Origin of the sequence: Occallatibacter sp. (assembly GCF_049510455.1) — a bacterium.
GTDB lineage: Bacteria > Acidobacteriota > Terriglobia > Terriglobales > Acidobacteriaceae > Telmatobacter.
In genome coordinates this window covers 26,229-51,986 of record NZ_JBEKYX010000020.1, presented here as the reverse complement: position 1 = coordinate 51,986, position 25,758 = coordinate 26,229, and the positions used below count along the sequence as shown (strand labels likewise).

The 25,758-nt window shown below is 57.9% G+C and carries 26 protein-coding genes; 13 read left to right on the top strand and 13 right to left on the bottom strand.

The features are described from left to right. Positions 1-169: 169 nt before the first annotated feature. From ABSG47_RS05765 to ABSG47_RS05740, 6 genes are all read right to left on the bottom strand, one after another. Positions 170-292: a hypothetical protein gene (locus ABSG47_RS05765; RefSeq protein ID WP_424167582.1), complete on the bottom strand. Its 123-nt coding sequence runs from the start codon at positions 290-292 to the stop codon at positions 170-172. Further along, positions 285-1,628 carry an ABC transporter permease gene (locus tag ABSG47_RS05760; protein WP_424167579.1) on the bottom strand — a complete coding sequence of 448 codons (1,344 nt, stop codon included), beginning with the start codon at positions 1,626-1,628 and terminating at the stop codon, positions 285-287. Before ABSG47_RS05760 ends, ABSG47_RS05765 begins: the two co-directional genes overlap by 8 nt. 89 nt (positions 1,629-1,717) lie before the next feature. After that, positions 1,718-3,742 carry a prolyl oligopeptidase family serine peptidase gene (locus ABSG47_RS05755; RefSeq protein ID WP_424167577.1) on the bottom strand — a complete coding sequence of 675 codons (2,025 nt, stop codon included), beginning with the start codon at positions 3,740-3,742 and terminating at the stop codon, positions 1,718-1,720. A gap of 134 nt (positions 3,743-3,876) precedes the next feature. Further along, the gene (locus ABSG47_RS05750) at positions 3,877-4,329 is read right to left on the bottom strand and encodes an RES family NAD+ phosphorylase (RefSeq protein ID WP_424167574.1); all 453 of its coding nucleotides are present in this window, start codon (positions 4,327-4,329) and stop codon (positions 3,877-3,879) included. A gap of 156 nt (positions 4,330-4,485) precedes the next feature. Then, positions 4,486-4,914: an Xre family toxin-antitoxin system antitoxin gene (locus ABSG47_RS05745; RefSeq protein ID WP_424167572.1), complete on the bottom strand. Its 429-nt coding sequence runs from the start codon at positions 4,912-4,914 to the stop codon at positions 4,486-4,488. A gap of 67 nt (positions 4,915-4,981) precedes the next feature. Further along, positions 4,982-5,413: a hypothetical protein gene (locus ABSG47_RS05740; RefSeq protein ID WP_424167569.1), complete on the bottom strand. Its 432-nt coding sequence runs from the start codon at positions 5,411-5,413 to the stop codon at positions 4,982-4,984. Between the two features lie 80 nt (positions 5,414-5,493). On the opposite strand from ABSG47_RS05740, the gene ABSG47_RS05735 reads away from it, so the two are divergent. The 8 genes from ABSG47_RS05735 (at position 5,494) to ABSG47_RS05700 (ending at position 11,580) form a co-directional block, all read left to right on the top strand. Next, the gene (locus tag ABSG47_RS05735; RefSeq protein WP_424167566.1) at positions 5,494-5,682 is read left to right on the top strand and encodes a hypothetical protein; all 189 of its coding nucleotides are present in this window, start codon (positions 5,494-5,496) and stop codon (positions 5,680-5,682) included. Positions 5,683-5,803: 121 nt separating this feature from the next. After that, on the top strand, positions 5,804-6,106 hold the full coding sequence (locus ABSG47_RS05730; RefSeq protein ID WP_424167564.1) for a type II toxin-antitoxin system prevent-host-death family antitoxin: 303 nt from the start codon (positions 5,804-5,806) through the stop codon (positions 6,104-6,106). Then, the gene (locus ABSG47_RS05725) at positions 6,103-6,552 is read left to right on the top strand and encodes a type II toxin-antitoxin system VapC family toxin (protein WP_424167561.1); all 450 of its coding nucleotides are present in this window, start codon (positions 6,103-6,105) and stop codon (positions 6,550-6,552) included. Before ABSG47_RS05730 ends, ABSG47_RS05725 begins: the two co-directional genes overlap by 4 nt. 244 nt (positions 6,553-6,796) lie before the next feature. Continuing rightward, positions 6,797-7,198 carry an ArsR/SmtB family transcription factor gene (locus ABSG47_RS05720; RefSeq protein WP_424167558.1) on the top strand — a complete coding sequence of 134 codons (402 nt, stop codon included), beginning with the start codon at positions 6,797-6,799 and terminating at the stop codon, positions 7,196-7,198. Next, on the top strand, positions 7,198-7,659 hold the full coding sequence (locus ABSG47_RS05715; protein WP_424167555.1) for an SRPBCC family protein: 462 nt from the start codon (positions 7,198-7,200) through the stop codon (positions 7,657-7,659). The genes ABSG47_RS05720 and ABSG47_RS05715 overlap by 1 nt, the downstream gene beginning before the upstream one ends. Before the next feature lie 160 nt (positions 7,660-7,819). Next, on the top strand, positions 7,820-8,572 hold the full coding sequence (locus ABSG47_RS05710; RefSeq protein ID WP_424167552.1) for a DUF899 family protein: 753 nt from the start codon (positions 7,820-7,822) through the stop codon (positions 8,570-8,572). A gap of 354 nt (positions 8,573-8,926) precedes the next feature. Beyond that, positions 8,927-11,257, top strand: a complete 2,331-nt coding sequence (locus tag ABSG47_RS05705; protein ID WP_424167549.1) for an Orn/Lys/Arg family decarboxylase — start codon at positions 8,927-8,929, stop codon at positions 11,255-11,257. Next, positions 11,254-11,580 carry a hypothetical protein gene (locus ABSG47_RS05700; protein ID WP_424167546.1) on the top strand — a complete coding sequence of 109 codons (327 nt, stop codon included), beginning with the start codon at positions 11,254-11,256 and terminating at the stop codon, positions 11,578-11,580. Before ABSG47_RS05705 ends, ABSG47_RS05700 begins: the two co-directional genes overlap by 4 nt. Before the next feature lie 76 nt (positions 11,581-11,656). Here the strand turns inward: ABSG47_RS05700 and ABSG47_RS05695 are convergent, their stop codons facing one another. Both ABSG47_RS05695 and ABSG47_RS05690 read right to left on the bottom strand, forming a co-directional pair. After that, complete coding sequence (locus ABSG47_RS05695; RefSeq protein ID WP_424167587.1) at positions 11,657-12,130, bottom strand: PDDEXK family nuclease; 474 nt, start codon at positions 12,128-12,130, stop codon at positions 11,657-11,659. Between the two features lie 58 nt (positions 12,131-12,188). Beyond that, positions 12,189-12,425 (bottom strand): helix-turn-helix domain-containing protein, encoded by a 237-nt coding sequence (locus tag ABSG47_RS05690; RefSeq protein ID WP_424167543.1) that lies wholly within the window; start codon positions 12,423-12,425, stop codon positions 12,189-12,191. A gap of 87 nt (positions 12,426-12,512) precedes the next feature. Between ABSG47_RS05690 and ABSG47_RS05685 the strand changes: the two genes are divergently transcribed. Beyond that, positions 12,513-13,622, top strand: a complete 1,110-nt coding sequence (locus ABSG47_RS05685) for a DNA-methyltransferase (protein ID WP_424167540.1) — start codon at positions 12,513-12,515, stop codon at positions 13,620-13,622. On the opposite strand, the gene ABSG47_RS05680 is transcribed toward ABSG47_RS05685, so the two are convergent. The 5 genes from ABSG47_RS05680 to ABSG47_RS05660 form a co-directional block, all read right to left on the bottom strand. Beyond that, positions 13,598-14,053: a DUF1569 domain-containing protein gene (locus ABSG47_RS05680; RefSeq protein ID WP_424167537.1), complete on the bottom strand. Its 456-nt coding sequence runs from the start codon at positions 14,051-14,053 to the stop codon at positions 13,598-13,600. The genes ABSG47_RS05685 and ABSG47_RS05680 overlap by 25 nt on opposite strands. A gap of 20 nt (positions 14,054-14,073) precedes the next feature. Beyond that, complete coding sequence (locus ABSG47_RS05675) at positions 14,074-14,385, bottom strand: type II toxin-antitoxin system RelE/ParE family toxin (RefSeq protein WP_424167534.1); 312 nt, start codon at positions 14,383-14,385, stop codon at positions 14,074-14,076. Continuing rightward, entirely contained in the window at positions 14,382-14,630 is a 249-nt protein-coding gene (locus ABSG47_RS05670) for a hypothetical protein (protein WP_424167531.1), read from the bottom strand. Before ABSG47_RS05670 ends, ABSG47_RS05675 begins: the two co-directional genes overlap by 4 nt. A 59-nt stretch (positions 14,631-14,689) precedes the next feature. Beyond that, the gene (locus tag ABSG47_RS05665) at positions 14,690-15,313 is read right to left on the bottom strand and encodes an FAD-dependent monooxygenase (protein ID WP_424167529.1); all 624 of its coding nucleotides are present in this window, start codon (positions 15,311-15,313) and stop codon (positions 14,690-14,692) included. A 139-nt stretch (positions 15,314-15,452) separates the two neighbouring features. Further along, a complete protein-coding gene (locus ABSG47_RS05660) occupies positions 15,453-17,735 on the bottom strand; it encodes a hypothetical protein (protein WP_424167526.1) in 2,283 nt (760 codons plus the stop codon). A gap of 678 nt (positions 17,736-18,413) precedes the next feature. Here ABSG47_RS05660 and ABSG47_RS05655 point away from each other — a divergent pair. The 4 genes from ABSG47_RS05655 to ABSG47_RS05640 all read left to right on the top strand — a co-directional run bounded on the left by ABSG47_RS05655 (position 18,414) and on the right by ABSG47_RS05640 (position 25,573). Then, complete coding sequence (locus ABSG47_RS05655) at positions 18,414-20,111, top strand: nitrite/sulfite reductase (RefSeq protein ID WP_424167523.1); 1,698 nt, start codon at positions 18,414-18,416, stop codon at positions 20,109-20,111. A 208-nt stretch (positions 20,112-20,319) separates the two neighbouring features. Beyond that, positions 20,320-21,648 (top strand): uroporphyrinogen-III C-methyltransferase, encoded by a 1,329-nt coding sequence (cobA, locus tag ABSG47_RS05650; protein WP_424167520.1) that lies wholly within the window; start codon positions 20,320-20,322, stop codon positions 21,646-21,648. Positions 21,649-21,879: 231 nt separating this feature from the next. Next, entirely contained in the window at positions 21,880-22,977 is a 1,098-nt protein-coding gene (locus ABSG47_RS05645) for a YeiH family protein (RefSeq protein WP_424167518.1), read from the top strand. A gap of 217 nt (positions 22,978-23,194) precedes the next feature. Further along, positions 23,195-25,573 carry a glycoside hydrolase family 44 protein gene (locus tag ABSG47_RS05640; protein ID WP_424167516.1) on the top strand — a complete coding sequence of 793 codons (2,379 nt, stop codon included), beginning with the start codon at positions 23,195-23,197 and terminating at the stop codon, positions 25,571-25,573. The last annotated feature ends 185 nt before the right edge of the window (positions 25,574-25,758 follow it).

The following is a 25,758-nucleotide window of genomic DNA, read 5'->3' as shown; positions in this document are numbered from 1 at the left end:
AGGCCGGGGATTCATCCCCGGCAATAAGTTCTCAGGTAGGCCGGGGATTCATCCCCGGCAATAAGTTCAGAAAAATGAACTGGGCCTTTAGGCCCGGAGGTATGCTTTTGGTCTTAAATTTCCTCTGTATGCATTTGCGTCTGAGTGGCGTTTTTATCTGCCAGACTCATCACCGCCGATGATAAAACGGCAGCACAACCAGCGCCGCACATCCAAAAGCAATCAAAAATCCCAGCGCAATCAACCCATAAATCAGCACAAGGTTAGGCCCTTGTCCCTCGTCCTCACTCATACTTCAGCGACTCCACCGGATCAAGCTGCGCCGCCCTCGTCGCCGGCATCGTCCCAAAGACAATTCCCACCAGCGTCGCCGCGCCCAGCGCAATCACCACGCTCCACGGGCTCACCGGCAGTTGGAAATCCGTCAGCAGCCGCACGGAAACCGGCAGCGATAGCCCCACAAGGCAGCCCACCACCCCGCCCGCAAGCGAAATAATCGTCGCCTCGGCCAGAAACTGCAGCCGTATCTCCCGGCTCGTCGCGCCCATTGCCTTTCGTATTCCAATCTCGCGGATACGCGCCCGCACAGTGGCCAGCATGATGTTCATAATCCCCACGCCGCCCACCGCCAGCGTCACCGCGGACACCAGCACCAGCACCGCCGTCAGAATGTTTGAGATCGTATCCGCCATCTTCAGCACTTCGCGCAGGTCTTGCGCGTGATACACCGAGTTCGGCCTGTGGTGCGCGCTCACAATCCGCGGAATCTCCCGCGTCGCGTCCTGAACCTCCGCCATCGATCGCATCGAGAAATAAATCTGCTTCACATTCTCCGTGCCCGTAAAAAACCGCCCCACGGAATAGGGAATCAGAATCGTCTCCTCGGCAATCTCCGATTGCCCAAAGTCCGTCACGCTCTCCCGGAACACGCCGATAATCGTGAACGGAATTCCGCTGATCGAAAACTCACGCCCCACCGCCGCATCTTCGCTGCCGTAGCGCCGCTTGGCAAAGGTCTCGGTCACCACCGCCACCTTCATGTGCTGAGTATCGTCAATATCTTCCAGAAAGCGTCCGTACGGCACCAGCAGGTTGCGAATCTGCTCGTAATCCGGGCTCACCCCCAGCACCAGCGTGTCCTTTACCAATCCGCCGCCAAGGCTGATCCGGGTATGCATCTCCAGAATCGGCGACGAATACATCACTCCCGGCACCTGCGCCACCACCCGTTTCTCATCGTCGCGCGTCAGGTAGTCGTTATAAACGTTGGTTTCCGAGCCCGCCGCGCCGCCCCCGGCATACTCCAGCTCCACCTCGTTCGTCCCGATCTTCTGAATCTCATCCAGGATGAACTGCTTGCCCGTCATGCCGATGGTGACCACCAGAATCACGGATGCGGTCCCAATCACCATGCCCAGCGCCGTCAGCGCAAGCCGCATCTTGCTCGCCCGAAAGCTATCCAGAGCAATCTTGAGGATCTCGCTCCAGACCATCGTCCGCCGAGCGCTCAGCAGAGTCTCCTGAAAGCGGCGGCTCGTTGCCGGCTGCGCACTTCGCTTCGCCGTCTGCTCCGTGCTCTCGCTGATTGTGCTCACTGGTCCCATAGCGTTTTCTATTCGATGCGCCACCGCCCCATCCGGTAGCTGAAAAAGACTCTCCGCTCCAAATTCCGGGTGCCCCAGGTCCCTCGCATTTGGGGACCTGGGATAGCGCAGCTCTACTTCCCATCATACTTTTCCAGCCACTTCAGCTCCTCGCGCACCTTGATGTACCCATGCCACGGATTCTTCCCCAGATCATGCCCCTCGCCCGGAAACACCAGAAAACTATGCGGAATCCCCAGCGATTCCAGCGCTCGCTCCAGCGTCACGCCCTCCAGGTAGCTCACCCGTACATCGGCCCCGCCCTGCACCAGGTGCGTCGGCGTCTTTACCTTGTCAAACAGGAACAGCGCCGCCTCGCTCTGGTAAATCTCCGGCTTCTCCCACGGCCGCCCGCCCAGAACCCACGCATCGTCAAAGGTCTCGTCGTCATTGCCCCAGTTCGCCGCATGTTCCACCGCACCCGCGCCCGTCACCGCCGCCTTGAACCGCGTTGTCTGCGTAATCAGCCAGTTCGTCATATACCCGCCATAGCTGTAGCCGCCAATCGCCAGCCGATCCGGGTCAGCAATCCCATCCTTCACCAGCGCATCCACCCCCGTCAGAATGTCCCTCCCCGGCCCTGAAACGATATGCGGCACAATCGACAGCATGAACTCATCCCCATACCCAGTCGATCCACGATAATTCGGCCGAAATACCAGCCACCCATTCGCCGCTGCCAGCGTGGCCCAGTCATACCAGTCCGCGCCAAACCGGTTTCCGTCCGCATCCGCTGGCCCGCCATGAATCAGCGTCAGCATCCGCAGATGCTTCGCGCCTTTCTTACCCGGCGGATAAATCAGCACGCCTTCAACCGTCTTCCCGTCGTCGCTCTTCCACTGATACGTCTGCCACTCCGACTTCGCCCGCTCGCCAAACACCGGATTCAACGCCGTCAGCGCCTTCACCTTGCCGGGATTCATCGCATCAGCCACCAGATACGCCTGCATCGGCTCGTTAATCGTCGAATGCGTTACCAGAATTGCGTTCCCACTTTTCGCCGCGCTGATCTGCCCGTATGTCCCCGTCAACCCCGGCAACTTCACCGCATGTGCCCCGTCAATCCGGTACACCTGCTGCTCCGTGCCTTTTTCTCCCAGCGCCAGTTCAGTGCCATCCGCCAGCAAAGCAAAGTTCGCAAACGATCCCTCAAACTCCGCGCCCAGCCGCGTCACCGCACCCGTCGCAACCTCCAGCCGGTAAAGCCGCCCCTGCACATCGCGATACTCGCCCTCGGCCGTACCCGCCGCCGCCGCCACCAGAAAGTACAGCCACTTGCCGTCCGCGCTCCAGCGCAAGTTGGATTCAATCCCGTTGTTGTGCGTCAACTGCTTTGCAGCGCCCTTCCCATCCGCCAGAAACACCTCATAATCCGCCGGCTTCTCAATCCTGTGGTGCGGCGGCCCGGTCACAAACACAACAATCTTGCCATCCGGCCCCGGCACAATCTCACCAATCTCAAGCTCGCTCTTCGCCGCCACCTCCGCACCATGAGGCAACTCGTCCCCAGCCTCGCTCTTTTTCTCGTCTTTCTTCTCGTCCTTCTTATCCTTTGCAGTTTCCGGCCCGGCGTTCTCTAATGCCTTCGCAATCGCCGGCCCCACCGCCAGCTTCACCAGCACATCGCCCCGATGCTGCTCCCGCCACCGGATCACATCCTTCCACTCCGCCTTCTGCGCCTCTTTCTCCTCGCTCGTCTGCGGCTTCGTCACGGAAAAATAAATCGCGCCACCATCCGCACTCCACGCAAAGGCATGCGCATCCAGCTTCTCCGTATACAGCGGCAGCGCCTCACCGCCACCCACCGCAATCACCCAAACCCGGCTCGCCTTCGCGTCATCCCCCGCGCTACCGTCCGCATCGGCAGACTCACCCGCCAACGCCCGGTCACTTAAAAACGCAATCCACTTCCCATCCGGGCTCCACTGCGGATTCTCCTCACTGCCCGAATGCGTCAGCGGCTTCAGCCCCGCAGCGGCAGTCCACAGCCACAGGTCGCTCCGGAAAACATTGTTCTTCCAGTCCGGAGCCTCAGTCCCAATCACCGCCGCACCGCCATCCGGCGAAATCCGCGCCGCCGTGATAGCAGTCGCATTCATAAACTCGTCCAGCGTAATCGGAGGCTTGGCAGACTGAGCCGCAGAGGGAAGCAGAGAAACGCCGCAAAACACCCCCGCGGCAACCAGAAAAGAGCAGACAGATTGAAAGCGCATAGCAGCACTATACCGCTCAATCATCCCACCAGCCGCGAATCCCACATCACAGCCACTGGATCTTCCGCTACGATCAGCCGAAACTGCGGATGCGCCGCATTCACAACCAGGTTGAACTCCGGCCCATGCGTCACCACACTCGGAACCCGCAGAATCGGACTCCGCTGCGAGTCATACCACGCATCTCCAAAGGCTTTTGCCGCGCCCTCATCCTTGCTGTCCCAGCCGGGCAGATCATCTGGCCGCACTGTCTCAATCCGCAGCGCATCAGGTACGCGGATCAGAACAGATTTGTGATTCTTCGGCAGCTTCGGAGCGTTCCTATGCGCCAGAACCTCCAGCATCGCCGCAGCATAGCTTTCCGACGCATAGATCACGCGCTTCCCGGCAGAGTTCCAGCGCCCGCCATGCATTGCCGCGCCAGTCGGGTCGAAAATCGGGTGCCGGCCATCGGCTATGCGGTAAGCATCCATCCGGTCAACACACCCTAAGGAAACTCTGATTAAGTGGCAAAACTCTGATTAAGTGGCACGAACGGTAGGTCACGGCTTCAGCCGTGACATAAATGCAGCAAAATCAATGCGGCTTTAGCCGCTGAGGTATGCTTCACGGACTTAATCAGACCTTCCCTAAGCCGGCAGCCCAAAGAAGAGCTTGTTCAAAACCGACTCCACCCGCCGCGCGCCAATCTCCGTTCGCGCCGCCTCAAGAGGCGTTTTCTCGTCCAGTTCGCTGTGCGCAGCGTTCATCCACTGCCGGGCATCGTCCTTGTCGTCCAAAACGTATTCGGCATACGCCAATACCCGCGCCAGGCGTTCGATACGCTCGCTTTCGGCCCGTGAAAGACGCTTCTCGTGTGCGCGCCGCTTCCACGTCGCCGCGGGAATCATCGTGTATTTGAATGCATTGGCAGCCCGGTTGTCGTGGTACAGCCGCGAGGAAAGCAGAACCAGTGAGCGCTTCGGCAATCCAACCTCCACTGCCGTATCCAGCTCCTGCATCGTCCGAACAGACGTCCCCAGACCGAGTATCTCTGCAATGGATCGAACGGCAACCACGATTCCACCTCGGTATCATTATAGCCATTTCTCAGGCTCACGTGGAAGAATCGAGCCGAGCCCAGAATCACGGACAGCCCAAATCCTCATTCCCCGCCAGAGCCTGCCCTCCGGATTCCTCGGTTTTCTGGAGTATCCGATTGCCATTTGCCAGAACAACCCCATCCACGGAGCGCAAAGTGTACCTGCCCTCATAACCCAGATGCGTGAACACGTTGTACTCCACCGTGACATACGGTTTGCCTTCGCGCTCCAGGCGATCGCGCAGGCTTGGCAGTTGGATGGCCGTGTAGCAATAGCTCTCGCCTACCTTTCGGTAAAGCACCGTCGGAGCATGGGCGGATGTAGCTTCAGGGCCGACAAGACCCCAGGGCGCTTTTCCATCCAGCGCCACATTCATCTCGTATCGCCTCACGGAGACGCGGTTCCAGTTGCACCCAATCACAGACACAACAATCAGGGACAGCAACACAATGGTCGCGCACAGGACGCGGCTCACAAGGAGCCTTGCTCTTTCTTTCGGCATATTTTTTTGATCGTGAGATCTTGATTAGAAGAATAACGATTTTGAGGAGTCAAGTGAAGAGTGTTTTGAATCCTGAATGTAAAAATCCGCCAAAGCCTCAAGCGGCAACCGTGATGCCGGCATTATTTCCGGTCGTGCGCATCGCGATTGCCCGTGATAAATGCGCGAAGAACCGACAAGTGCTGATTTCAGTCAATCCGCCCACTGATTCCGAGATAAAAGGAGCCGGGATTACGGAATGAAAAGAGCCATCCATACGAATGCCGCCGTGGATACTTGCCATCAAATCAGCCGTCGCACTCGTTGTCATCTTGTTGCATGTATCATCTAGTCAGATAGTCAGATTGAAGTGAGGTCAAAACAATGGCACCCACAGTGCGAAAAAACGCAAAGAATACGGCTCCAGTTGTCGGTCTTGAGCGCTGGAAGCTCGAAGATGCCAAAGCACGCTTGAGCGAAGTGGTGCGCCGTGCAGGGACGAAGGGACCGCAGTTGGTGACGATTCGCGGCAAGGAAGCTGCGGTTATCCTTGCGCCCGAGCAATACAAACAGCTTTTGCCAAAAGCCAGGGGGCACAAGCCGCTCGTTCAGTTCCTGCAAGGGCTCGGTCTGGCCGGTGTGGATATTGAGAGGCAGACCGATACAGGAAGGGACATCGATCTGTGAAAGGCTGGCTGCTCGATACAAATGTGATTGCCGAGGTTAGCGGAAACCGTCCAGACCCCAAAGTTGAAAAATGGCTCAGGACGCAACCGGAACAACTGCTCTTTCTTAGCGTCCTGACCATCGCCGAGTACGAAAGAGGCATCGAAAAGTTGGCTCCTGGAGATAAACGCCGTCCGCATCTCAAGAAATCGATCCATGCTTTGCAGGCACGGTTTTCAGGGCGGGTCTTGTCTCTGGCGGATACGACTGTTATTCGTTGGGGAGCAATCAGCGGCGAGGTAAAGCGCACTACTGGCAACTGGCCTTCGGTCATCGATACGATGCTTGCGGCAACGGCGCTGGAGCACAACCTGTACCTGGCCACTCGAAATGTCATGGATATGGCAGGCAGCGGTGCAGCGGTTTTCAACCCGTGGAAAGACGACCCGATAAACTTTCCTCTATGACTGGTTGGTCCAGTGCGGATTCCGCAGTCAGCACTGCCCATGCCAGGTATCTGTCAGCCGGCTTTTTAAATTCCGTAATCGGTGGCTTTATTCGGCTGGAATCCGCAAAGAAAATCCCGGCATACAAAAAATCGATCGAAAATCACTGTTCATCATTAGCAAAGATCCGGCTATGATGCTTTGCTAACCCCTAACCCCGTTTTTCCCATCTTGACATATTCCTTAATAGGAATATATTGAACCCATGCCAAGAACGGCCCACCCCACGGACGTCTTCACCGCCATCGCCGAGCCGCGGCGGCGCGAGGTCATCGCCGTCCTCTCAAACGGCAAGGAGTACCCTGTCAACGAGATTGTCCTTCGCATGAAGATGGCCCAGCCTGCCGTCTCCAAGCACCTCGGTGCGCTGCGCAGGGCCGGCGTGGTGACAGTAGTCAAGCGCGGACAGCATCGCATGTACCGCCTCAACCCGGAAGGCCTCAAGCCGGTGCATGACTGGGTAAAGGTCTTTGAGCGCTACTGGACCCACCAGATCGATCAGATCAAGGAGCGCGCGGAGCGCAAGGCGCTTGAACGCCTGATCCGCCTCGACGGCGATTCAAATCAAAGGCCCGGCAACGGAGCAAACCGAAAAAAGGAGAAATAATGCCAGCCACCGTAAAGGAAGGCGTACTACAAGCGTTCGAGATCCTCAAAGAAGAGGAAATCGCCGCTCCCATCGACATCGTCTTCGAGACCATCCTCGAGCAGATGGGCCCGCTCAACTCCACTCCTGAAAAGCCCATGCCCATGGTGCTTGAAGCCTGGCCCGGCGGGCGCTGGTTTCGCGATCTCGGCAACAACACCGGCCACTACTGGGGCGCGGTGCAGGCCATCAGGGCTCCATCGCTCCTTGAAATCTCAGGACCGCTCTTCATGTCCACACCGGCCATCTCGAATCTCCAATATCGACTCACAGAAGAAAACGGCGTCACGCGCATGCGCTTCCTGCACCGCGCCATGGGCTGGATTGGCGAGAATGACCGCGGCGTGGATGAAGGCTGGAGCCAGTTGATCGGCCGAATCGTCACAGCAGCCGCCGCACGCGCCCAGGCTGTTCGAGACTGAGCGGTTTAAGACAAGGAGGTAGCCATGTGTCCCTTCTGCATATCCACCGTGGCATGGATCGCCGCCGGTGTCATCTCGACGGGCAGCGTTTCCGCGCTCGCCGTAGCAAAAATCTGGAACAAAAAAGCACACGAACCACAACCAGCCAAGGGAGGAAATCATGACAACCAATGAACAGATCGCAGCAATGAACAAGCCTCCGGTAGTCTCCGCGGACGAATGGCAGAAGGCCTGGCAGGAAATGTTGATCAAAGAGAAAGAGCATACCCGCGCCCGCGATGCATTGGCCGCCGCGCGCCGCCGCATGCCGTGGCTCGCAGTCGAAAATCAGTATGTCTTCGAGGGCCCGCAGGGCAGGCTTTCGCTGCTCGATCTCTTTGAAGGCCGGCGTCAGCTCGTACTCTATCGCGCCTTCTACGACTCCAACGTCCACGGATGGCCCGACCACGCCTGCGTCGGCTGCTCACTCGGCGCCGACCAGATCTCGCACCTCTCGCACCTGCACGCCCGTGACACCACGCTGGCTTACGCCTCACGCGCATCGCAGCAGAACATCGCCGGCCTCAAGCAGCGTATGGGCTGGGAAAAGATTCCCTGGTACACCATCACCGACAGCTTCGACAAAGACTTCGGCGTCGATGAGTGGCACGGCCACAACGTCTTCTTCCGCGACGAAAATGACAAGCTCTTCCGCACCTACTTCGTCAACAATCGCGGCGATGAAGCCATGGGCTCCGTATGGAGCTACCTCGACGTCACACCGCTCGGCCGTCAGGAAGATTGGGAAGACTCGCCCGAGAGCTACCCGCAGACGCCGCGCTACAAGTGGTGGCGCTGGCACGACGCCTACGGCACTGAGGACGCCAAATTGGTCAGCGTCGTCGACAAAGCCATGGTGACACTGAACCTCTAACTCCCCGCACTCAGGGCCCTGGAATGAAATCAAGGGGAATTACATACTTAATTTCCCTTGATGCTCTTCTCCAGCTAACTTGCTGACTCGCTACCGCGCGAAGCGCGGCTGATCCGCTAAAAAACAAAACCGGATGCTCAAGCCATCTCCCGAAAGACAGTTTTTGCGCCCAACGCCGTTCAAGGGAGTTGCATATAAATTCCAAATCAAACGCACACCCGCCCAAATCATCGAAAAATTGTGAATCCTGCGTAACATCACGCTCCGCGTTTCCACAACCAAATCCAAATCCGCCATACTATTCATGGCCCTCCCGAGTGTGGGCCGTAGTTGTTTACCCGGTTGTGAGGAAAGATGAACGAGAAGCGTTGGGTTTTGTTAGTAGCAAGTGAAGTCGGACGCACCGACTCCGTATCGGATCGAGCCATGGAGCGCCTTGTCGACGCCATCGGCGAAGAAGGCTACACCGTCGTCCGCACCACCTCGCCTGAAGACGGTCTCTCGCTCGTCACCTCTGACCCCAGCTACTCCGCCGTCCTTCTCGACTGGGATCTCGAAGGCGAATCGCAGTTTGAAGAACGCGCCGCCCTCGACATCATCCGCGGCGTCCGCCACCGCAATAAAAAAGTCCCCATCTTTTTAATCGCCGACCGCACCCTCGTCTCCGAGCTTCCCCTCGAAGTCATCAAGCAGGTCCACGAATACATCCACCTCTTCGGCGATACCCCGGCCTTCATCTCCTCGCGCCTCGACACCGCCATCGAGCGCTATCACGATCAGCTCCTGCCTCCATACTTCCGCGAGCTGCTCCGCTACAACGACCAGTCCGTCTATTCCTGGGACGCACCCGGCCACATGGGTGGTGTCGCCTTCCTCAAGCACCCCGTAGGCCAGGAGTTCCACCGCTTCTTCGGCGAAAATCTCCTCCGCTCCGACCTCGGCATCTCTTCCGCGCCTCTCGGCTCCTGGCTTGATCACGTCGGCCCTCCCGGCGAATCCGAGCGCAACGCCGCCCGCATCTTCGGCGCCGACTGGACCTTCTACGTCCTCGGCGGCTCCAGCACCTCCAACCAGATCGTCGGCCACGGCGTCATCGCGCAAGACGACCTCGTCCTCGCCGATGCCAACTGCCACAAGTCCATCTGCCACTCGCTCACAATCACCGGCGCGCGCCCCGTTTACTTCAAGCCCACGCGCAACGGATACGGCATGATAGGCCTCGTCCCACTCAAGCGTTTCTCGCCCGCATCCGTGCAGGAGCTCATCGCCCGCAGCCCATTCTCCCCCGGCGCGCGCTCGCAGGAGCCCACATACGCGGTCGTCACCAACTCCACCTATGACGGCCTCTGCTACAACGTCGATCAGGTCGTCGAACAGCTCGCCGGCTCAGTCTCACGCATTCATTTCGATGAAGCCTGGTACGCCTACGCCAAATTCCACCCCATCTACAAAGGCCGCTACGCAATGGGCGTCCCGGAAGATATGAAAGATCGTCCCACCCTCTTCTCCGTGCAGTCCACGCACAAAATGCTCGCCGCCTTTTCGATGGGTTCCATGATCCACATCAAACTCTCGGATCGCGCCCCGCTCGACTTCGACCAGTTCAACGAATCCTTCATGATGCACGGCACCACCTCGCCCTTTTATCCGCTCATTGCCTCGCTTGACGTCGCAGCCGCCATGATGGACGAGCCCGCCGGCCCAACGTTGATGGATGAGACCCTCGCCGACGCCATCAGCTTCCGCCAGGCCATGAGCTCCATCGCCCATCGCCTGCGCATCACATCCGACAACGGAGACGGCTGGTTCTTCGGCATCTATCAGCCCGAGCACGTCACCGATCCCGCCACCGGCGAACGAATTCTCTTTGAAGATGCGGAAGACGAGCTCCTCGCCACCCAACCCAGTTGCTGGACCGTGAAACATGGTGAAGCCTGGCACGGCTATCAGGATGAAGACTCGCCCGACGACTACTGCATGCTCGACCCCACCAAAGTCACCATCCTCACCCCCGGCGTCAACGCCCAGGGCGTCATCGGCGACTGGGGCATACCCGCAGCCATCCTCACCGAGTTCCTCGACTCGCGACGCGTAGAAATCGCCCGCACCGGCGACTACACCGTCCTCGTCCTCTTCTCCGTCGGCACCTCAAAGGGCAAGTGGGGCAGCCTGCTTGAAAACCTCTTCGAGTTCAAGCGCCTCTATGACACCGGCGCCGTGCTGGAAGATGCCCTCCCGGAACTCGTCCAGCGTTTCCCCGCGCGCTATCGTGAGATCACCCTCAAAACGCTATGCGACGACATGCACAAAGCCATGGTCGAGCTCGACCTCGCCGGCCTCGTCAACGCCGCCTGCGATGAAGACTTCGATCCCGTCCTTACCCCCGGCCAGACCTACCAGAAGCTCGTGCGCCGCGAGACCGAAAGCATCCCGTTCAAGGAGATGGCCGGCCGCCTCGCCGCCGTCATGCTCGTCCCATATCCTCCCGGCATCCCCATGTCCATGCCCGGCGAGCGCCTCGGAGGCCCCGAGTCGCCAGTCATCAAGCTCATCCTCGCCATGGAGCAATTCGGCAAGCGCTTCCCCGGCTTCGAGCGCGAAGTCCACGGAATCGAAGTCGACAGCGAAGGAAACTACCACATGCGCGCTGTCATCGAAGAACCCAAAAACTCGGAGGGCTCATGACCATCCCCAATTCATCCGTTTCAGGCGAGTATTCTGTTCAACAACGGTACTCCATGGTCGAAGACTTGCACAGCGACATCAACGAGTCCAGCGTCGAATTCCTTCTCATGGACCTTGATCTGGCCCTTGCCTTCATGGATGCGACAAGCCTGGCCGGCGACCAGGAGACGATACACCGTAACCATGAGAACGCTCGCGCTGCATTCGATAACGTCAAACGTCTGCTGCAACGCCTCAAACCCAGCGCCGCGCAGCGCTCGATCATTGAAAACAAGCTTGCCATCTTAAAGTTGCGGCTGCTGGCTGTAGGCCAGCGCTTTTGAACGCGACGGGTTGGTAAGTGCGGTAGGACATCGAAAGCCCGCAAAAAAGAAAACAACTCAATAGGGAACCGCAGACTTATTTTTTGGGGACTGGCTTCAACTCAGTTTCTTCCAGGTTTTCGCCTACGCTGGAATACAGCAGCTTGCCGTGCTGCCGAACGTAAGACAGAGGAACTTTGGGATTATTGATGTCCTTGTTCCCGTCCGCAATCCACTTCGCACCCCATCGTTGATACCAATACTCCATCGCGTCCGGCTTCAGCAGGAAGATTTCTTTTAGTTCAATGGCCTCGTAGGTCGTAAAAATCCAGTCAACTTTCCGGTATTTCTCGATGATGACCGGATTGAGGTGATGGTGAGTGGTGAACTGGTCTGTGCGGAGCAGGTTCACCGTCTTCAATTCGTATTCGTTTCCGTCGGAGTCGATGGCGTCGTTACCCTCACGTGATTTCAGAACTACAAGACCCAAAATTAAACAGACCTGAAGAATCTTCCCTCCATTGTCTTGAAAATATCCGGTATTCCATGTTTCATGGCAAGCTTTTGATATTTCCTCACTGCGGGAAAAAGTCGCTTGAGCAGTCGGGCGTCAGGATGAGGCTGCATGGTCATGCTGGCTCATCCTCCAGTAATGTATTTGGGGCAACGCTGAAGGCTTTGCCCAGCTTCTCGATGTTATCGATAGAAACGTTTCGCTCGCCCCTCTCAATGGACCCGATGTAGGTCCGGTGGAGGCCTGCCATATCGGCTAGGGCTTCTTGCGAAATGTGGCGCTCCGCCCGTAGTTTACGGATATTCCGTGCTAAGGTGCTGCGAAGGACAGGGATGTTTTTACGCCGGGGCACACTAAAAGACTTTATCCCCAGATGACTTTAGGTCTACAGACGTTAGGTAGCTTTCGAAAAACAACCGCTTTAGAATGATAGGGACCAATGCAGCATAGTTCTTCGACGCTTACGATTGCCCCCGCTTACACGACAACCTGTGGTGCGGCATATTGCGGTGATTCTCTAGAGCTTTTGGCAGCTCTTCCTGACAACAGCATCAATTTGGTGATGACCTCACCGCCTTTTGCTTTGCAGAGGCAAAAGGCATATGGCAACAAAGACCAGGACGAATACATCGACTGGCTAGTGCAATTTGCTAAACAGGTCCATCGGGTTCTTAAGGATGACGGTAGCTTCGTCCTCGATCTTGGCGGCGCTTATGAGAAAGGCGTCCCGACCAGAAGCCTCTACAATTTTCGGGTTCTCATTCGGTTTTGTGATGAGCTGGGCTTTTTTCTTGCAGAAGATTTTTATTGGTTCAATCCCTCCAAGCTGCCCAGCCCTATTGAATGGGTGAACAAACGAAAGCTAAGAGTGAAGGACGCTGTTAATACGGTTTGGTGGTTCAGTAAGACTGAATGGCCCAAGGCGGACATAACGAAGGTGCTGGCGCCCTATAGCGACAGAATGAAGAAACTATTGGAGAATCCGGCAGCCTTCTACACGCCGAAGGTCCGTCCGTCAGGTCACGATATCGGCTCAGGATTTGGTAAGGATAACGGGGGGGCTATACCGCCTAATCTTTTGCAGATTCCCAACACCGAATCGAACGGTCAATACCTAGACGGCTGCAAACTGCTGGGAGAAAAGCAGCATCCCGCCCGCTTTCCAGCAAAGCTTCCCGAATTTTTTATCAACATGCTCACAGACCCAGGCGATGTGGTCTTAGATATTTTTGCGGGTTCAAATACGACGGGACAAGTTGCCCAGGCAGGAGGGCGTCGATGGCTGGCGTTTGAGCTTTCACGCGAATATGTAGGTGCATCAGCGTTTAGATTTCTCGATAGGCAGAACACTCATGCCGAAATGCGAGAAATATTCGACCTCATAGATGCTGGGGAAACCGTCGATCTAAACGAATACGTAATCCAAAGGGAGCTGCCCTCAGATGCCAGATGGGAACACTCTTCGCAATCTTTTGATTTAAGCGGAGCGGATAAGTCTCCCAAAACCTACCCTTTTCAAGCCGCTCACACCCCAAACTGCCGCAAATGATGATCAAGATGTTTGTACATCAGAATCGCCCACTCCTCCGGCGTCATCTTCCCAAAGAAACTATGCGGATTTCCCGTACACCCCACCGCCCCACCCGCCGCAAACCTGTCAATCAGTCCCGCTAACCGCACCCGTTCTTTGTCCAGGTCTCGCTCGTCCGTCACAATCAGGCTCTTGATCGTCGGCGAATGCTTCCGCATCAGGTCATCGTTCCGCAACACCAGCGGCTTCACCAGCCGCCCCATCACGCGAGCAGGCAGCGGTCCCTTTTCGGGCACCGTATCTCCCACCGCCCACTGCATACTCATCGCGCAATGCGCCACCATCTGCGCGACTGTCATCTGACCCCAGAGCCGTTCGCTCTGCGGCTCCAGCCGTTGCAGCCGAGCCTTCACCTCATCCGCCACCGCGGCATCGAACAAATTCTTCATGACCACGCGCCTCCTGCGAACTACTCACGGCCTCTAAGAACAGCGGCAATCACGCCTGGGCTGCGCCGGCCGTGAATGACAGCGACAATCCACAGCGGGTCTTTCTCAGGCGCGTATGCAATCAGGTATTCCCGAACGACGATGAAGCGCAACGGCAGGGAAGTGAAGTGAGGGCGACGAAAGCCCTGATGGGGAAATTGCGTCAAATGCCGCAGGCGATCAAATATTTCATTCACCATGCGATCGGCGCCGTCCGGACTATCCTCCGCGATATAAGCGCGGATTTCGTCGATATCGTCGTAGCCTTCCGGGTGAAGCCTGAAGCCGCTCATGCAGAGCGCCGGCGGCGCTCTTCCGTTTTCGCCATGAGGCGACGATAGGCTTCTTCCCCGTCAATCAGCTGCACATGTCCGGTTTCGATGTCGCGATAACGGCGCTCAAGCATCTCGCGCGCGAAAGCCAGTTCATCGAAAAAGCCCGTCACGACGTCTTGCACAAGTGCATCGCTGCGGCGGCCCTCATCTCGCGCCATCTGGTCCAGCTTCGCTTGCACATCAGGGGTAAATTGCACTTCCATGACCATCAGCCTACGCGCAAACCCACGCGGGCTCAAGCCTGAAGATTCAATAAGCCAACCTAACCACGCGCAACAGCCGTCCTCGCCGAATCCCGTCCCGCACCCCGCAAACCACTCCGTCCTTCCGCCTCAGCCACCTTGCACCAAACCTTCCAGGCCGCCCATCCGCATACACCTGCCGTAACCACCATCCCAACCCCCGCGCACACCAGCCCCGCCGCGTCCCGCACCACGCAGTGGCGGCCATTGCACCCAATCACAAGATCAGCGCGTACCTCCACCTCTCGCCCATCGTTCTTTGCCACCACGCCCGCAACGCGTCTGCGGTCTTTGATAAGGTTCACCGCCTCGTGCCCCATCAGGAGTTGAAACGAAGGAAACTTCCTCGCACGGCTCGAAAGAAAATTCAGAAAATCCCACTGCGGCATCAGCGCAATGAACTTGCAGCGCGTCGGCAAATGGCGAAAATCTGCCACCCGGAACGCGGAGTCTCCAATCACCACTCCGCCCGCCTCCACCTTCTGGTGCGGCAACGCAAGAAACTCCTCCAGCAGCCCAAGCTCCTTCAGCACATCCAGGGTCGAAGGATGCACCGTGTCCCCGCGAAAATCGCGAAAGAAGTCCGGGTGCTTCTCCAATACCGTGACCTCCACACCCCTGCGCGCCAGCAGGTATCCCAACATCACACACCACCCACAATGCAGCAACCTGTCTCCACCGCCGCCATATCGCACCCTCCTCTTCAGTCCATAATCTTCGATGCCGAAAGATCAGCCATCAATCCTCTCGCATTCCTGAAATTATGGATTGCTTTCCTCGCCGCTAATCCTTGAATGAGTAGCCATGGCTCTCTAGGAACGTGCTGATGTCAGTCCAATCTCCGTACCCATCGCCAGGAACTCCAGTATGCGCGACGCTGAATGTCGAGCCTGCTGGAAACTGCAGCAGTTTCTGTTCGAGGGCCTTCAAATCCGTGCATTGGTACTGATTGACCGAGTATTGAAACGGCCCCGCAGGCATGAGATAGTCAATTCGAGACTCGGTGGGAAACACCGGATCGTTGGCGCGACCGTGGATGACATAGTTGCCAGGAGTGGGCCCAACGCTTATCTGGCTGCCGCAGCTGAACGTGCAGGCAAGTTCTTTCGTCTCCTTATCTCCAATCAACTTTGAAAGGCCATTCACATCTTCTGGCGAAAGCGTCCAGCCCTGCGCGCGTACATACGCGGCAAGCAGTTTCGAATCCAGACCGTAAAGTTTCCAGTCATCCTGCCCGCTTTTCTGACCTTGCATACGGAGTTGTGCCCCGCTATCTACATATTTCTTGTGCCCGCGGGAAAGTTGCTCCCACACCACTAGCTTCATGGCTGCGCTTCCATATTTCTCCAGATAGCCCACCGCATCATCGGCCAGCGGTGTCCCATCTTCAACTTGCCTGGCTGCCAAAGTGTCGAGCACTGGACTAGCCTGCATGAATCCCAGGCTTGGGAAGAATTCTCCTCGCGGACAATAGGGCGGACTCACCTTTGGAAGCACTTGCACCACCCTCGGCCTGGCCTCCTCCGGCGAAACCTTGAGCAGATAAGCCAACACGGGAATCTGGACATTGCAGGGCCACTCGGTCAGATGCTGATCAATGAACGGAAGCACAGCGGGCAGTGTGGCACGTGTCGTGTAGCGATGCAGCAAGGTCGCCGCCCGCATCAACTCTTCCGGAGCGCTGAGCGTCACAAAATTCGCGGCGATCTGCTGCTCCTGCGCAGGAAGCGACTCATCGGTCAATCTCAGATACAGCGACGAAAAGCGCGGTGCCGGACGAACGATTTCCTGGCGTATGAAAGCCGTTGCCGCAGCGGGATCAAGTTCAAGCCAGCGTAGCAGCGCATGGCCATCGCCCGCCTCAGCTTTGCGGCGGACAACGGGCAGCATCAGCGGAGATCGCAGGTGGTCCCAGTTGGTATCGAGCAGCGCCACCTGGCTTTGCTCAGAGAGACGATCGAAATTCGCCGCAGCCACTGCAATGATTTCAGTCGAATAAGGAGTGCGCAGGTCGTAAGCAGAACCCAATACCACCCAGTAACCGTTCATCGGATTCAGGAGTATTGTTTCAAGCGATGGAATCATCGCCTCGACCGTCTTATTCTGCAGCGACGCAAACAGCGTCTCCCTCACCTCATTCACAACCTTGGGCGGAACGCCCGAAATCTCTCCGTTTTTCTCCGCACGTGGGCTGAGGAGCCTGGCGTAAGCCGCAAAGAGAACCGGACGTACACCTACATTCGGGTCTACCAGCAGGCGGCGCATCTCCGCTTCCGCGACGTCGTTGTGCGAATTGATCCGCAGGCAATGCGCAACATCGATTCCCTTGCCCAGGATCCCCGTCAGCGCCACCGCTGCTTCCGGCGTGCCCAGGTGGCATAGCGCGTCTCTTTCCTGCTGATACTTCAAGTACTCCGCCGATGGGGGCGTAGCATAAGCCGGTGGCGGCGCGACCCACGCGGCTATCCCTCGCGCAACGACGCTACGTTTCCACTCTCCTTCCGCGGGAACAATCTCTAGGATCATCTCCGCGGTTTTGCTCACAGAATTCGGCTTCACCGTGGAATTCTGTGAATTTTCGATCTTGTTCGTGTCATCGTCCAGGCCGACTGTTAATGACAGCCTCACGGTATATTTTCCTGGAGCGTCGAATCGAAATTTGTCGGTCAGCGCATAGGAGTATTTCTTCGCCTCCGCCGTCAGATCGGAGCTCTGGACGTCATACTTGGGTCCGCCCGTTGCTCCGCAGCCATGCCAGCCGATGTCTGTCCATCCAGTCGCGGGTATAACATCGAGCGACCAGTGGGTAAAGAACCGGCACCGCGGATATCCGAAGCAACTCTCCCTGAATAGAGTGCACGGCTCAAGGTAACGGTTTGGGGTACTGCTGGAGATGAGAACTTCCAGCGGAATCATTTCGCCAAGCTGGAACCGGTTCGATCCAGTGGCAGAGCGCAATTCAACCTTCAAGTCCGCGGCTTCCTGCGCAGGCGAGCCTTGTGCAAACACTGGAGAACCACAGACGGCAGCAACGATAATCAGCAGAGTGAGGCCGGTACGAAGCATTCGATCTCCTCGAAGGCCAAAAAACACGAAGGCTGTTCTCTCAACCTAACCCATCGGATATTGTGGTCCGGTTTAATAATTTAGACGCTTCGTTGAAGATAGGTCCTGATCAATCGGCTTCTCATCCTCAGCTTTCTCGTTACCAAAGTCCAATGTCCTTTCGTACCGTACACCCCACTCAGATAGTTTGCATAGAATTAACCCCGTTTGTGCTTTACTCATAATCAGCAGAAGAAAGACGGCCCGAATCCAGCTGGATTCGGGCCGTCTTGTTATGGAAGGGACGGGACCCCTCCCCCATCCCCGCTGCACCAGAATTTGTGCAAAGAGTCACGCTTCATCAAGAACGAGATTGCACAGTCCCGAAATGAAGATCGCATAAAGATTTCCGTAAAAACTGTGCAGCCGTTCTTAACCATCACAAAATACGAAGCTTGGGGATCGACGCTGCACAGGATAGCTCGCATATTGTCCGTAATCGAACAGTTGCAATTCCCGGAATTGCTGCCTATCATCAACTCCATGAATGGATTCTCCTGTTGCCGGTGTTGTTCGCTGCTCACCGCGGCTCAGGCAACCTGCTGAATCCAGCTTAAGCAAGAATCAGGTTTGCTATCTGCCCGCGGTTCAGCTCCAGCTGACGCGGGTTTTGCATTTTTCAAAGGTGTTTACAAACATATGACCCAAGCAGTTCCCGAAAAAGAGACTAAGGCCCAGCGCTCAGAACGGCTCAAGCGCACCAAGAATCCATGGGAAGCCTTCGATGAAGTCCGCCAGTTCGCCCGCGAAGGCCGCTCCAGCGTCGTCCCCGAGTGGGCATCGCTCTATTTCAAGTGGTGGGGCGTTTACACCCAGGGTGATGGCGTCGGAGCCACCGGCGGCAAAGGCGGCGAAGGTCTTGCCACGGATTACTTCATGCTGCGCATTGGCATTCCGAACGGAATTCTCACCGCGCATCAGCTCCGCACCATCGGCAGCCTCGCCCGCAAATACGGTCGCAACCTGGCCGACATCACCACTCGCCAGAACATCCAGTTTCACTGGCTGACAATTGAAACCCTGCCGGAGGTCGTCGACGCGCTCGACTCCATCGGCCTCTCGCCCAAAGGCGCATGCGGCGACGTCGTCCGCAACGTCACCGGCTGCCCACTCGCCGGCATCTCGGCAGACGAGCTCATCGACGCCTCATCCATCGCGCAGGAAATCGCGCACTTGCTTACCGCAAACCCAGACTTCTACAACCTGCCGCGCAAATTCAAAATCTCCGCCACCGGCTGCCCGCACTGGTGTACCTATCCGGAGATCAACGACATCGGCCTCACGCCAGCCCGCAAAAATGGCGAAATCGGCTACAGCCTCCGCGTCGGCGGCGGCCTCTCAAACGAGCCGCATCTAGCCGAACGCCTCGACGTCTTCCTGCGTCCCGATCAGGCCGTAGCAGCCGTTCGCGGCGTTGCCGAAATCTTCCGCGATCAGCAGGGCCTGCGCGAAAGCCGCGATCGCGCCCGCCTCAAATACCTCTTCATGAAAGAAGGCTGGACCGCCGCCAGCTTTCGAGACGAGCTCCAGCGCCGCCTCAGCTTCACACTCGAAACCGCCGGCGAAGAAACCATCCCCAGCGACGTCTTCCGCGACCACGCCGGAATCCTTCCGCAGAGCGAAGCCGGATTGAGCTCCATTGGCGCATCCGTCCTCCGCGGCCGCCTCACCGGCGAGCAGCTTGAAGCCGCCGCCGATCTCTCCGAGCGCTTCGGAAAAGGCCGCCTGCGCGCCACCGTCGCGCAAAACCTCATCTTCCTCGACATTCCCAACGCCAAAACCAGCGAACTCGTCAAGGAACTGAATCAGCTCGACCTGCAAGTGGACGGCTCCGTCTTCTGGCGCGGCGCTATAGCCTGCACCGGCACGGAATTCTGCAAGCTCGCCATCACGGAGACCAAAGGCTTCGCCCGCTGGGTAGTCGGCGAGATGGAAGAACGCCTCCCGCAATTCGATCAGCAGCTTCGCCTCCACGTCACCGGCTGCCCCAACAGTTGCGGCCAGCACTGGATCGCCGACATCGGCATAGAGGGCAAGAAGATCAAGCATGACGGCAAGCTGACCGACGCTTACTACTTCTGCCTCGGCGGCGCAGTGGGCCAGCATGCAGGCTTCGCGCGGCCCGTCGGTTACCGCTGCCTTGCTACGGACGTGCCGGAATCCATCGAGCGCCTGCTAAGCCAATACCTCGCCAGCCGCACCTCAGAGGAGAACCTGCGTCAATGGTTCGGCCGCCACACCAACGATGAGCTCCGCGCGCATCTCGCCGGCGAACTCGTCGCCGCCGTAGAGCGCGACATACCAACCGGTCCCGTACCGCACAGCGTCGCCGACTAAGAAAACAATATGAGCCGGGTGCCGGTACTGGCTCAGTTTGAATTGTTTTGTAACAGGGCACGACTTTGAGTCGTGCCGAAAATCCGGCTGATAAAGTCTTTGGGCTTTAGCCCCTGTGGGATTTTTTCAAACTGAGCCATTACCCGGGTGCCCCATCCATTCGCGCATTTTGCGAATGGGTGGGAGGGAACAACCAAAGGAAACACAAATGAGCCAGCTTCCCATCTTCCTCCAACTCGACGCCCGTACCGGACTCATCGTCGGCGCAGGCGCTGTCGCGTTAGACAAGATCGGCGCGCTGCTCAAAACAGGCATCCGCCTCCGCGTCGTAGCACCGGAGGCCCGCGAAGAAATCCGCGTACTCGCGGCAGAAGGCCAGCTCGAATGGATTCCCCGCGTCTTCACACCATCCGACCTCGACGGCATCTTCATCGCCATCGCCGCCACCAGCAAGCCCGAAGTCAATACAGCAGTCTATGAAGCAGCAGTCGAGCGCGGTGTTCTCTGCAACAGCGTGGATGACATTCCTCACTGCGACTTCTACTTCGGCTCCATCGTTGAGCGCGGTCCGTTGCAGGTCGCAATCTCCACCAGCGGCGAAAGCCCAGCCTTCGCACAGCGCCTCCGCCGTGAAATCGACGCACAACTCCCACAAGCCATCGCCTCATGGCTGACAGAACTCGGCGCAAAGCGCCGCGAAATCCTCGCAACGTTCCCCGCAAGCGAATCCCGCAAAGCCCTGCTCCACACGCTAGCCAACCAGCCCATCCCTCCCGCCGCATCAAAGGAAGCCAAGGTCTACCTGGTCGGCGCAGGCCCCGGCGATCCCGACCTGCTCACCCTCCGCGCCGCGCGCCTCATTCAATCCGCGCAAGTCATCCTGCATGACGATCTCGTCCCCGAAGCGATCCTCTCACTCGCCACCCAGGCTGAAATCGTCAACGTAGGCAAGCGCTGCGGCCACAAAAACATCACGCAGGAAGAAATCAACGCGCTCATGATCGTCCACGCCCGCGCCGGACGCACCGTAGTACGCCTCAAAAGCGGCGACCCGCTCATCTTTGGCCGCGCCGCGGAAGAGATGTCCGCCCTGCGCGAAGCAAACATCGTCTTCGAAGTCGTTCCCGGCATCACCGCCGCCTTTGCCGCCGCAGCCGCGGTCCCGTTCTCACTCACAGACCGCCATGCAGCATCGAGCGTCATCTTCTCCACCGGCCATCACGCGCAGTCGCACAATGACGCGCCGCTCCCCGCAAAAGAAGACGCAACCCTCGTCGTCTACATGCCAGGCCGGGACCTCAAACTGCTCGCCGCGGAGTGGCTGTCGGAAGGCCTTCCCGCCGATCTCCCGTGCGTTCTCGTCTCCCACGCCGCACAGCCCAACCAGCAGGTGCGATGTACAACCCTCGCCGCCCTCAGCCTCGATTCGGGCGATGAAGCGCCGCTACCCGCACCCAGCCTGCTTTTAGCAGGATGGGCCGTACGCGAAACCGCTGCGCGGTATCTGGCAGAAGCGAACCCTTCCATCGAAGTTTGATCCACGCAATTCAAAAACACAACTGGAGAACATCATGTCTCAAGTCCCTGTGAAACGCAGCGGAATTCCGCTCGACGTCTATGCCGTGGTGCTTGCACTCGTACTAGCGTTGCTCGTGCGCTTCAATCTGATCCCCGCCGTTAAGTGGTAAAGCCAAGTGGTAAAGCCCGTTGGTAGAGCGTACACCGCCGCAATCCCCGCGCCTCCACCCATAGCCGTAAGGAGATCTCTATGGCAACCACCGTCACCTCCGCTTCTCCAGCCTCCCTCAACCGCTCCGCGAACCCGCTCCAGCGCATTCTCGCGCTGATTCCCGGCCTGCTGCTTCTCATCGCCGTCGGCTATGGCGGAAAACTCATCGAGCAATCCATCAACGGCTACACAAAATCCCATCACATCCCATTTCCAAACATTGAATACGTCCTCTGGGCAATTGTGATCGGCCTCCTCATCGCAAACACCGTAGGCGTGCCGCGCATCTTTCAACCAGGCGTAGCCACGTATGAGTTCTGGCTCAAGGCCGGCATCGTCCTGCTCGGTTCGCGCTTCCTGCTCGGTGACATCGCCAAACTCGGCCCCGTCTCACTCGCACTCGCCGGTATTGCCATCACGCTCTCACTGCTTTTCATGCACTTGCTGGGCCGCGCATTCAAGCTAAAGCCCAAGCTGGCATCATTGCTCGCCGTCGGTTCTTCCATCTGCGGTGTCTCGGCAATCATTGCAGCCAAGCCCGCCATCGACGCCGACGATGAAGACGCCTCTTATGCCATCGCGGCCATTCTCGCCCTCGGCGCAATCTCGCTCTTCGCCTTTCCCGCCATCGGCCATGCACTGCATCTGAGTGACAAGGCCTACGGCCTGTGGACCGGTCTCGCCGTAGACAACACAGCGGAGGCAGCGGCGGCAGGCGCACTCTACTCCGACGCCGCCGGCAAATTTGCTGTGCTGGCCAAGACCACACGTAACGCGCTCATCGGTTTCATCGTCCTCGGCTACGCCATCTACTGGGCCTCGCGCGGACAAGCCCAGACCGTAGGCAACAAGGCAGGATTCCTCTGGCAAAAATTCCCCAAATTTGTCCTCGGCTTTCTTCTCATCTCGCTTCTCGCCACCGTAGGCTTCTTCACAAAAGCCCAGATCGGCAGCCTCGCAAACCTCTCCCGCTGGGCTTTTCTGCTCACCTTTGCAGGCGTCGGGTTAAGGACCAGCTTCCGCGAGCTGGGTAAACAGGGCTGGAGGCCGTTTGCAGTCGGAGCCATCGGCGAAGTCTTCATCGCTCTCATAACACTGGGACTCGTCTTCGGAGCGGACCGGCTCTTCCACCTCTAACGGATTTCCCAAATTGAAATTTGCCCCGAAGGCCTGTAAGGCTGCCGGGGCATCTTCGTTTGCGCTCGTTTCATCGCTGCGAAAACTCCGTCACAGCATGTAACATGGTGCGAACTTTTAGAGTGACCGCCACACGCATCCGTACGGATGCGGAAATGCAGCTCCGATGAGAGCGCGTCAGGCGGCAAGGGGCCAAATGATTTCTTTCGGAAGGCTATTGATCTTGGGCTCTGCGGCAGGCTTGTGCCTGGCCGCGGCATCTTGCGGTGGCGGAAGTAAGACACCCCCGCAGCCCACTACCTACACGCTGACGGTCAACTCCACAAACCCCGCAAGCGGCGCGCAGATCTCTTACACAGAGGGCAACAGCAGCGCTGCGCAAACAGGCAAAACCAGCTTTACGGTAACCGTTAACTCCGGCACTCAGGTGGCACTCTCCGCGCCTTCCACGGCGGGGGGCAACAACTTTGCCTCGTGGACAGGCTGCACCGCCGCAACCACCACAACATGCAACGTGACAATGACCGCCGGCGCCACCGTCACCGCAGCCTATACAACCCCCGCGGTTACCTCCGTGACGGTAACGCCAAATCCCGCCTCTGCAACCATCGGCAGCACATTGCAATTCACCGCGACGGTAAACGGCCCGGCAGTTACAAACAACAGCGTCACATGGACAGTTGCCGCGCCCTCCGGCAGTTCGCTCAGCCCCGGAACCATTTCATCCAGCGGGCTGTACACCACTCCATATCCAGCACCTGCAACCGTTACGGTCACCGCGACAAGCGTCCAGAACACATCCGTCTCCGGCAGCTCAACAGTAACTCTGACTGCGCCGGCCACTGCAGCCGGACCCACACTGAGCGTGGATGTCAGCACCCAGACCCATGCAATCAACCCGAATATCTACGGCATGAACGGCTATCTGCTCGATTCCGCTTCAGCGGCCACCGCAAATCCAACCGTTGTGCGCTGGGGCGGCGACGCCACCTCACGCTACAACTACAAGCTCAACACCACCAACTCCGCCGCCGACTATTACTTTGAGAACTTCTCTGGCGAAGGCGGCATGTGGGGCGGCGGTAACTATACGGGCTTTATCACTGCCTCCTCAACAGCGGGCATACAGTCGCTGATGACCATGCCTGTGCTCGGCTGGCTCACAAACAGTTCCACCACCGCCTGCAGCTTCACGCAATCGCAATTCCCAGGGCAAACCGGCTATAACGGCTCATGTGGAAGCGGCATTGTCCCTGTAGGAACGGACAACTGCACCACCTCTGGCGGATGCGACCTCTTTGGCGATACCGCCGGCACAATCGCCGCTCTCACCAGCACCTCCAACCCCGCGCCCACTCCTCCTGCGGCCGCAAATGCAACACTGGCATGGGCTCAGAGCACATGGGCTGGCGGATGGGTCGGCTCAATCCTCTCCGCATACGGAGCAGGATCGTCAGGAAAATCCGTAGCCATCTGGGATCTCGACAATGAGCCAGCCTGGTGGGATGAAGTACACCGGGACGTGCATCCGGTAGCTTCCACTTACGACGAAGTAACCAACGGTGGCATTAGCACAGCCTTGGCGATCAAAACCGTGGACCCAACAGCGCAGGTCAGCGGCCCCATCATCGATTACTGGTGGAATTACTTCTACTCGAAAAAGGACATCGAATCCGGATGGAGTTCCGGCGGCCCGTGCTATCAGCCCTGGAGCAATCCCGTCGATCGCAATGCTCACAGCGGCGTGCCCATGATCGAGTATTACCTGCAGCAGATGGCCGCAGCGGAAAAGACCTACGGCATCCGCCTGCTCGACTACCTCGATATTCACGCATACATGGCCGCAACCTATAGCGGCGCTTCTGTTGGCCTGGCTGCCGCGGGCGATACCGGCGTGCAGCAGGCGCGCATGAACTCGACGCGAGCCTACTGGGACCCAACCTACACTGACCCAAACTTCCCGCAACCGAATTACACAACCGACCCAAACTACACCCCGAGCTGCACCACGCCGCTGCAGGCGCCGCAGGCAATTCCCATGATGCAGGCCTGGGTGGCAATGGATTACCCAGGCACTAAGACTTCCATCGACGAGTACAACTTCGGCGGCTTGGAGTCCATCAACGGCGCGGTCACGCAGGCCGATCTTCTGGGCATCTTTGGCCGTGAAGGCCTCGACATGGGCATGTTCTGGCCTACAACAAACGACAACCAGCAGATCCCTGGCAATTTTGCTTTCGCCATCTACCGCAACTACGACGGCAAGCAGTCCACCTTCGGCGATCTTGCCCTGAACTCGTCGAGCGTGGACCAGTCGCAACTCGCGGTCTACGGCGGCCTGCGAAGCAAGGACGGCACAGTCACCATCGTAGTCATCAACAAGACCTACGGCGACCTGACGGCAACGCTCTCAGTCAACGCTCTATCCACATCCACAACTTCAGCGCAGGCATACCTCTACAGCAATGCAAACCTTAGCCAGATCGTAGGCCCAACCAGCGTAACGGTCACGCCGCCATCGGGAAGCGTAACCACCAGCACAATCGGCGCCACCTTCCCGGCGCAGTCCATCACGCTCTTAACAATGGCTAACTGAATCTGACGAGATTTGCTCCTGGCTTCAACCCCGGTTTTGGGCGGCAATCCTCGCCGCCCAAAAATCTTGTCAAGCCCTCTAGCTGAAAATATTTTGTAACTGACAGATTCTAAAGAGCAAAAAACTTTGTGCAATTTGCATAGAATTATCGTCATTTGTGGATAATGAAAGTAGAGCCTTCCAAC

Coding starts and splice junctions, on each gene's coding strand:
- ABSG47_RS05765 (WP_424167582.1), bottom strand. CDS start 292: ATGAGTGAGGACGAGGGACAAGGGCCTAACCTTGTGCTGATTTATGGG.
- ABSG47_RS05755 (WP_424167577.1), bottom strand. CDS start 3,742: ATGAATGCGACTGCTATCACGGCGGCGCGGATTTCGCCGGATGGCGGT.
- ABSG47_RS05750 (WP_424167574.1), bottom strand. CDS start 4,329: ATGGATGCTTACCGCATAGCCGATGGCCGGCACCCGATTTTCGACCCG.
- ABSG47_RS05730 (WP_424167564.1), top strand. CDS start 5,804: ATGGCACCCACAGTGCGAAAAAACGCAAAGAATACGGCTCCAGTTGTC.
- ABSG47_RS05720 (WP_424167558.1), top strand. CDS start 6,797: ATGCCAAGAACGGCCCACCCCACGGACGTCTTCACCGCCATCGCCGAG.
- ABSG47_RS05715 (WP_424167555.1), top strand. CDS start 7,198: ATGCCAGCCACCGTAAAGGAAGGCGTACTACAAGCGTTCGAGATCCTC.
- ABSG47_RS05710 (WP_424167552.1), top strand. CDS start 7,820: ATGACAACCAATGAACAGATCGCAGCAATGAACAAGCCTCCGGTAGTC.
- ABSG47_RS05705 (WP_424167549.1), top strand. CDS start 8,927: ATGAACGAGAAGCGTTGGGTTTTGTTAGTAGCAAGTGAAGTCGGACGC.
- ABSG47_RS05700 (WP_424167546.1), top strand. CDS start 11,254: ATGACCATCCCCAATTCATCCGTTTCAGGCGAGTATTCTGTTCAACAA.
- ABSG47_RS05685 (WP_424167540.1), top strand. CDS start 12,513: ATGCAGCATAGTTCTTCGACGCTTACGATTGCCCCCGCTTACACGACA.
- ABSG47_RS05680 (WP_424167537.1), bottom strand. CDS start 14,053: ATGAAGAATTTGTTCGATGCCGCGGTGGCGGATGAGGTGAAGGCTCGG.
- ABSG47_RS05675 (WP_424167534.1), bottom strand. CDS start 14,385: ATGAGCGGCTTCAGGCTTCACCCGGAAGGCTACGACGATATCGACGAA.
- ABSG47_RS05670 (WP_424167531.1), bottom strand. CDS start 14,630: ATGGAAGTGCAATTTACCCCTGATGTGCAAGCGAAGCTGGACCAGATG.
- ABSG47_RS05665 (WP_424167529.1), bottom strand. CDS start 15,313: ATGTTGGGATACCTGCTGGCGCGCAGGGGTGTGGAGGTCACGGTATTG.
- ABSG47_RS05660 (WP_424167526.1), bottom strand. CDS start 17,735: ATGCTTCGTACCGGCCTCACTCTGCTGATTATCGTTGCTGCCGTCTGT.
- ABSG47_RS05655 (WP_424167523.1), top strand. CDS start 18,414: ATGACCCAAGCAGTTCCCGAAAAAGAGACTAAGGCCCAGCGCTCAGAA.
- cobA (WP_424167520.1), top strand. CDS start 20,320: ATGAGCCAGCTTCCCATCTTCCTCCAACTCGACGCCCGTACCGGACTC.
- ABSG47_RS05645 (WP_424167518.1), top strand. CDS start 21,880: ATGGCAACCACCGTCACCTCCGCTTCTCCAGCCTCCCTCAACCGCTCC.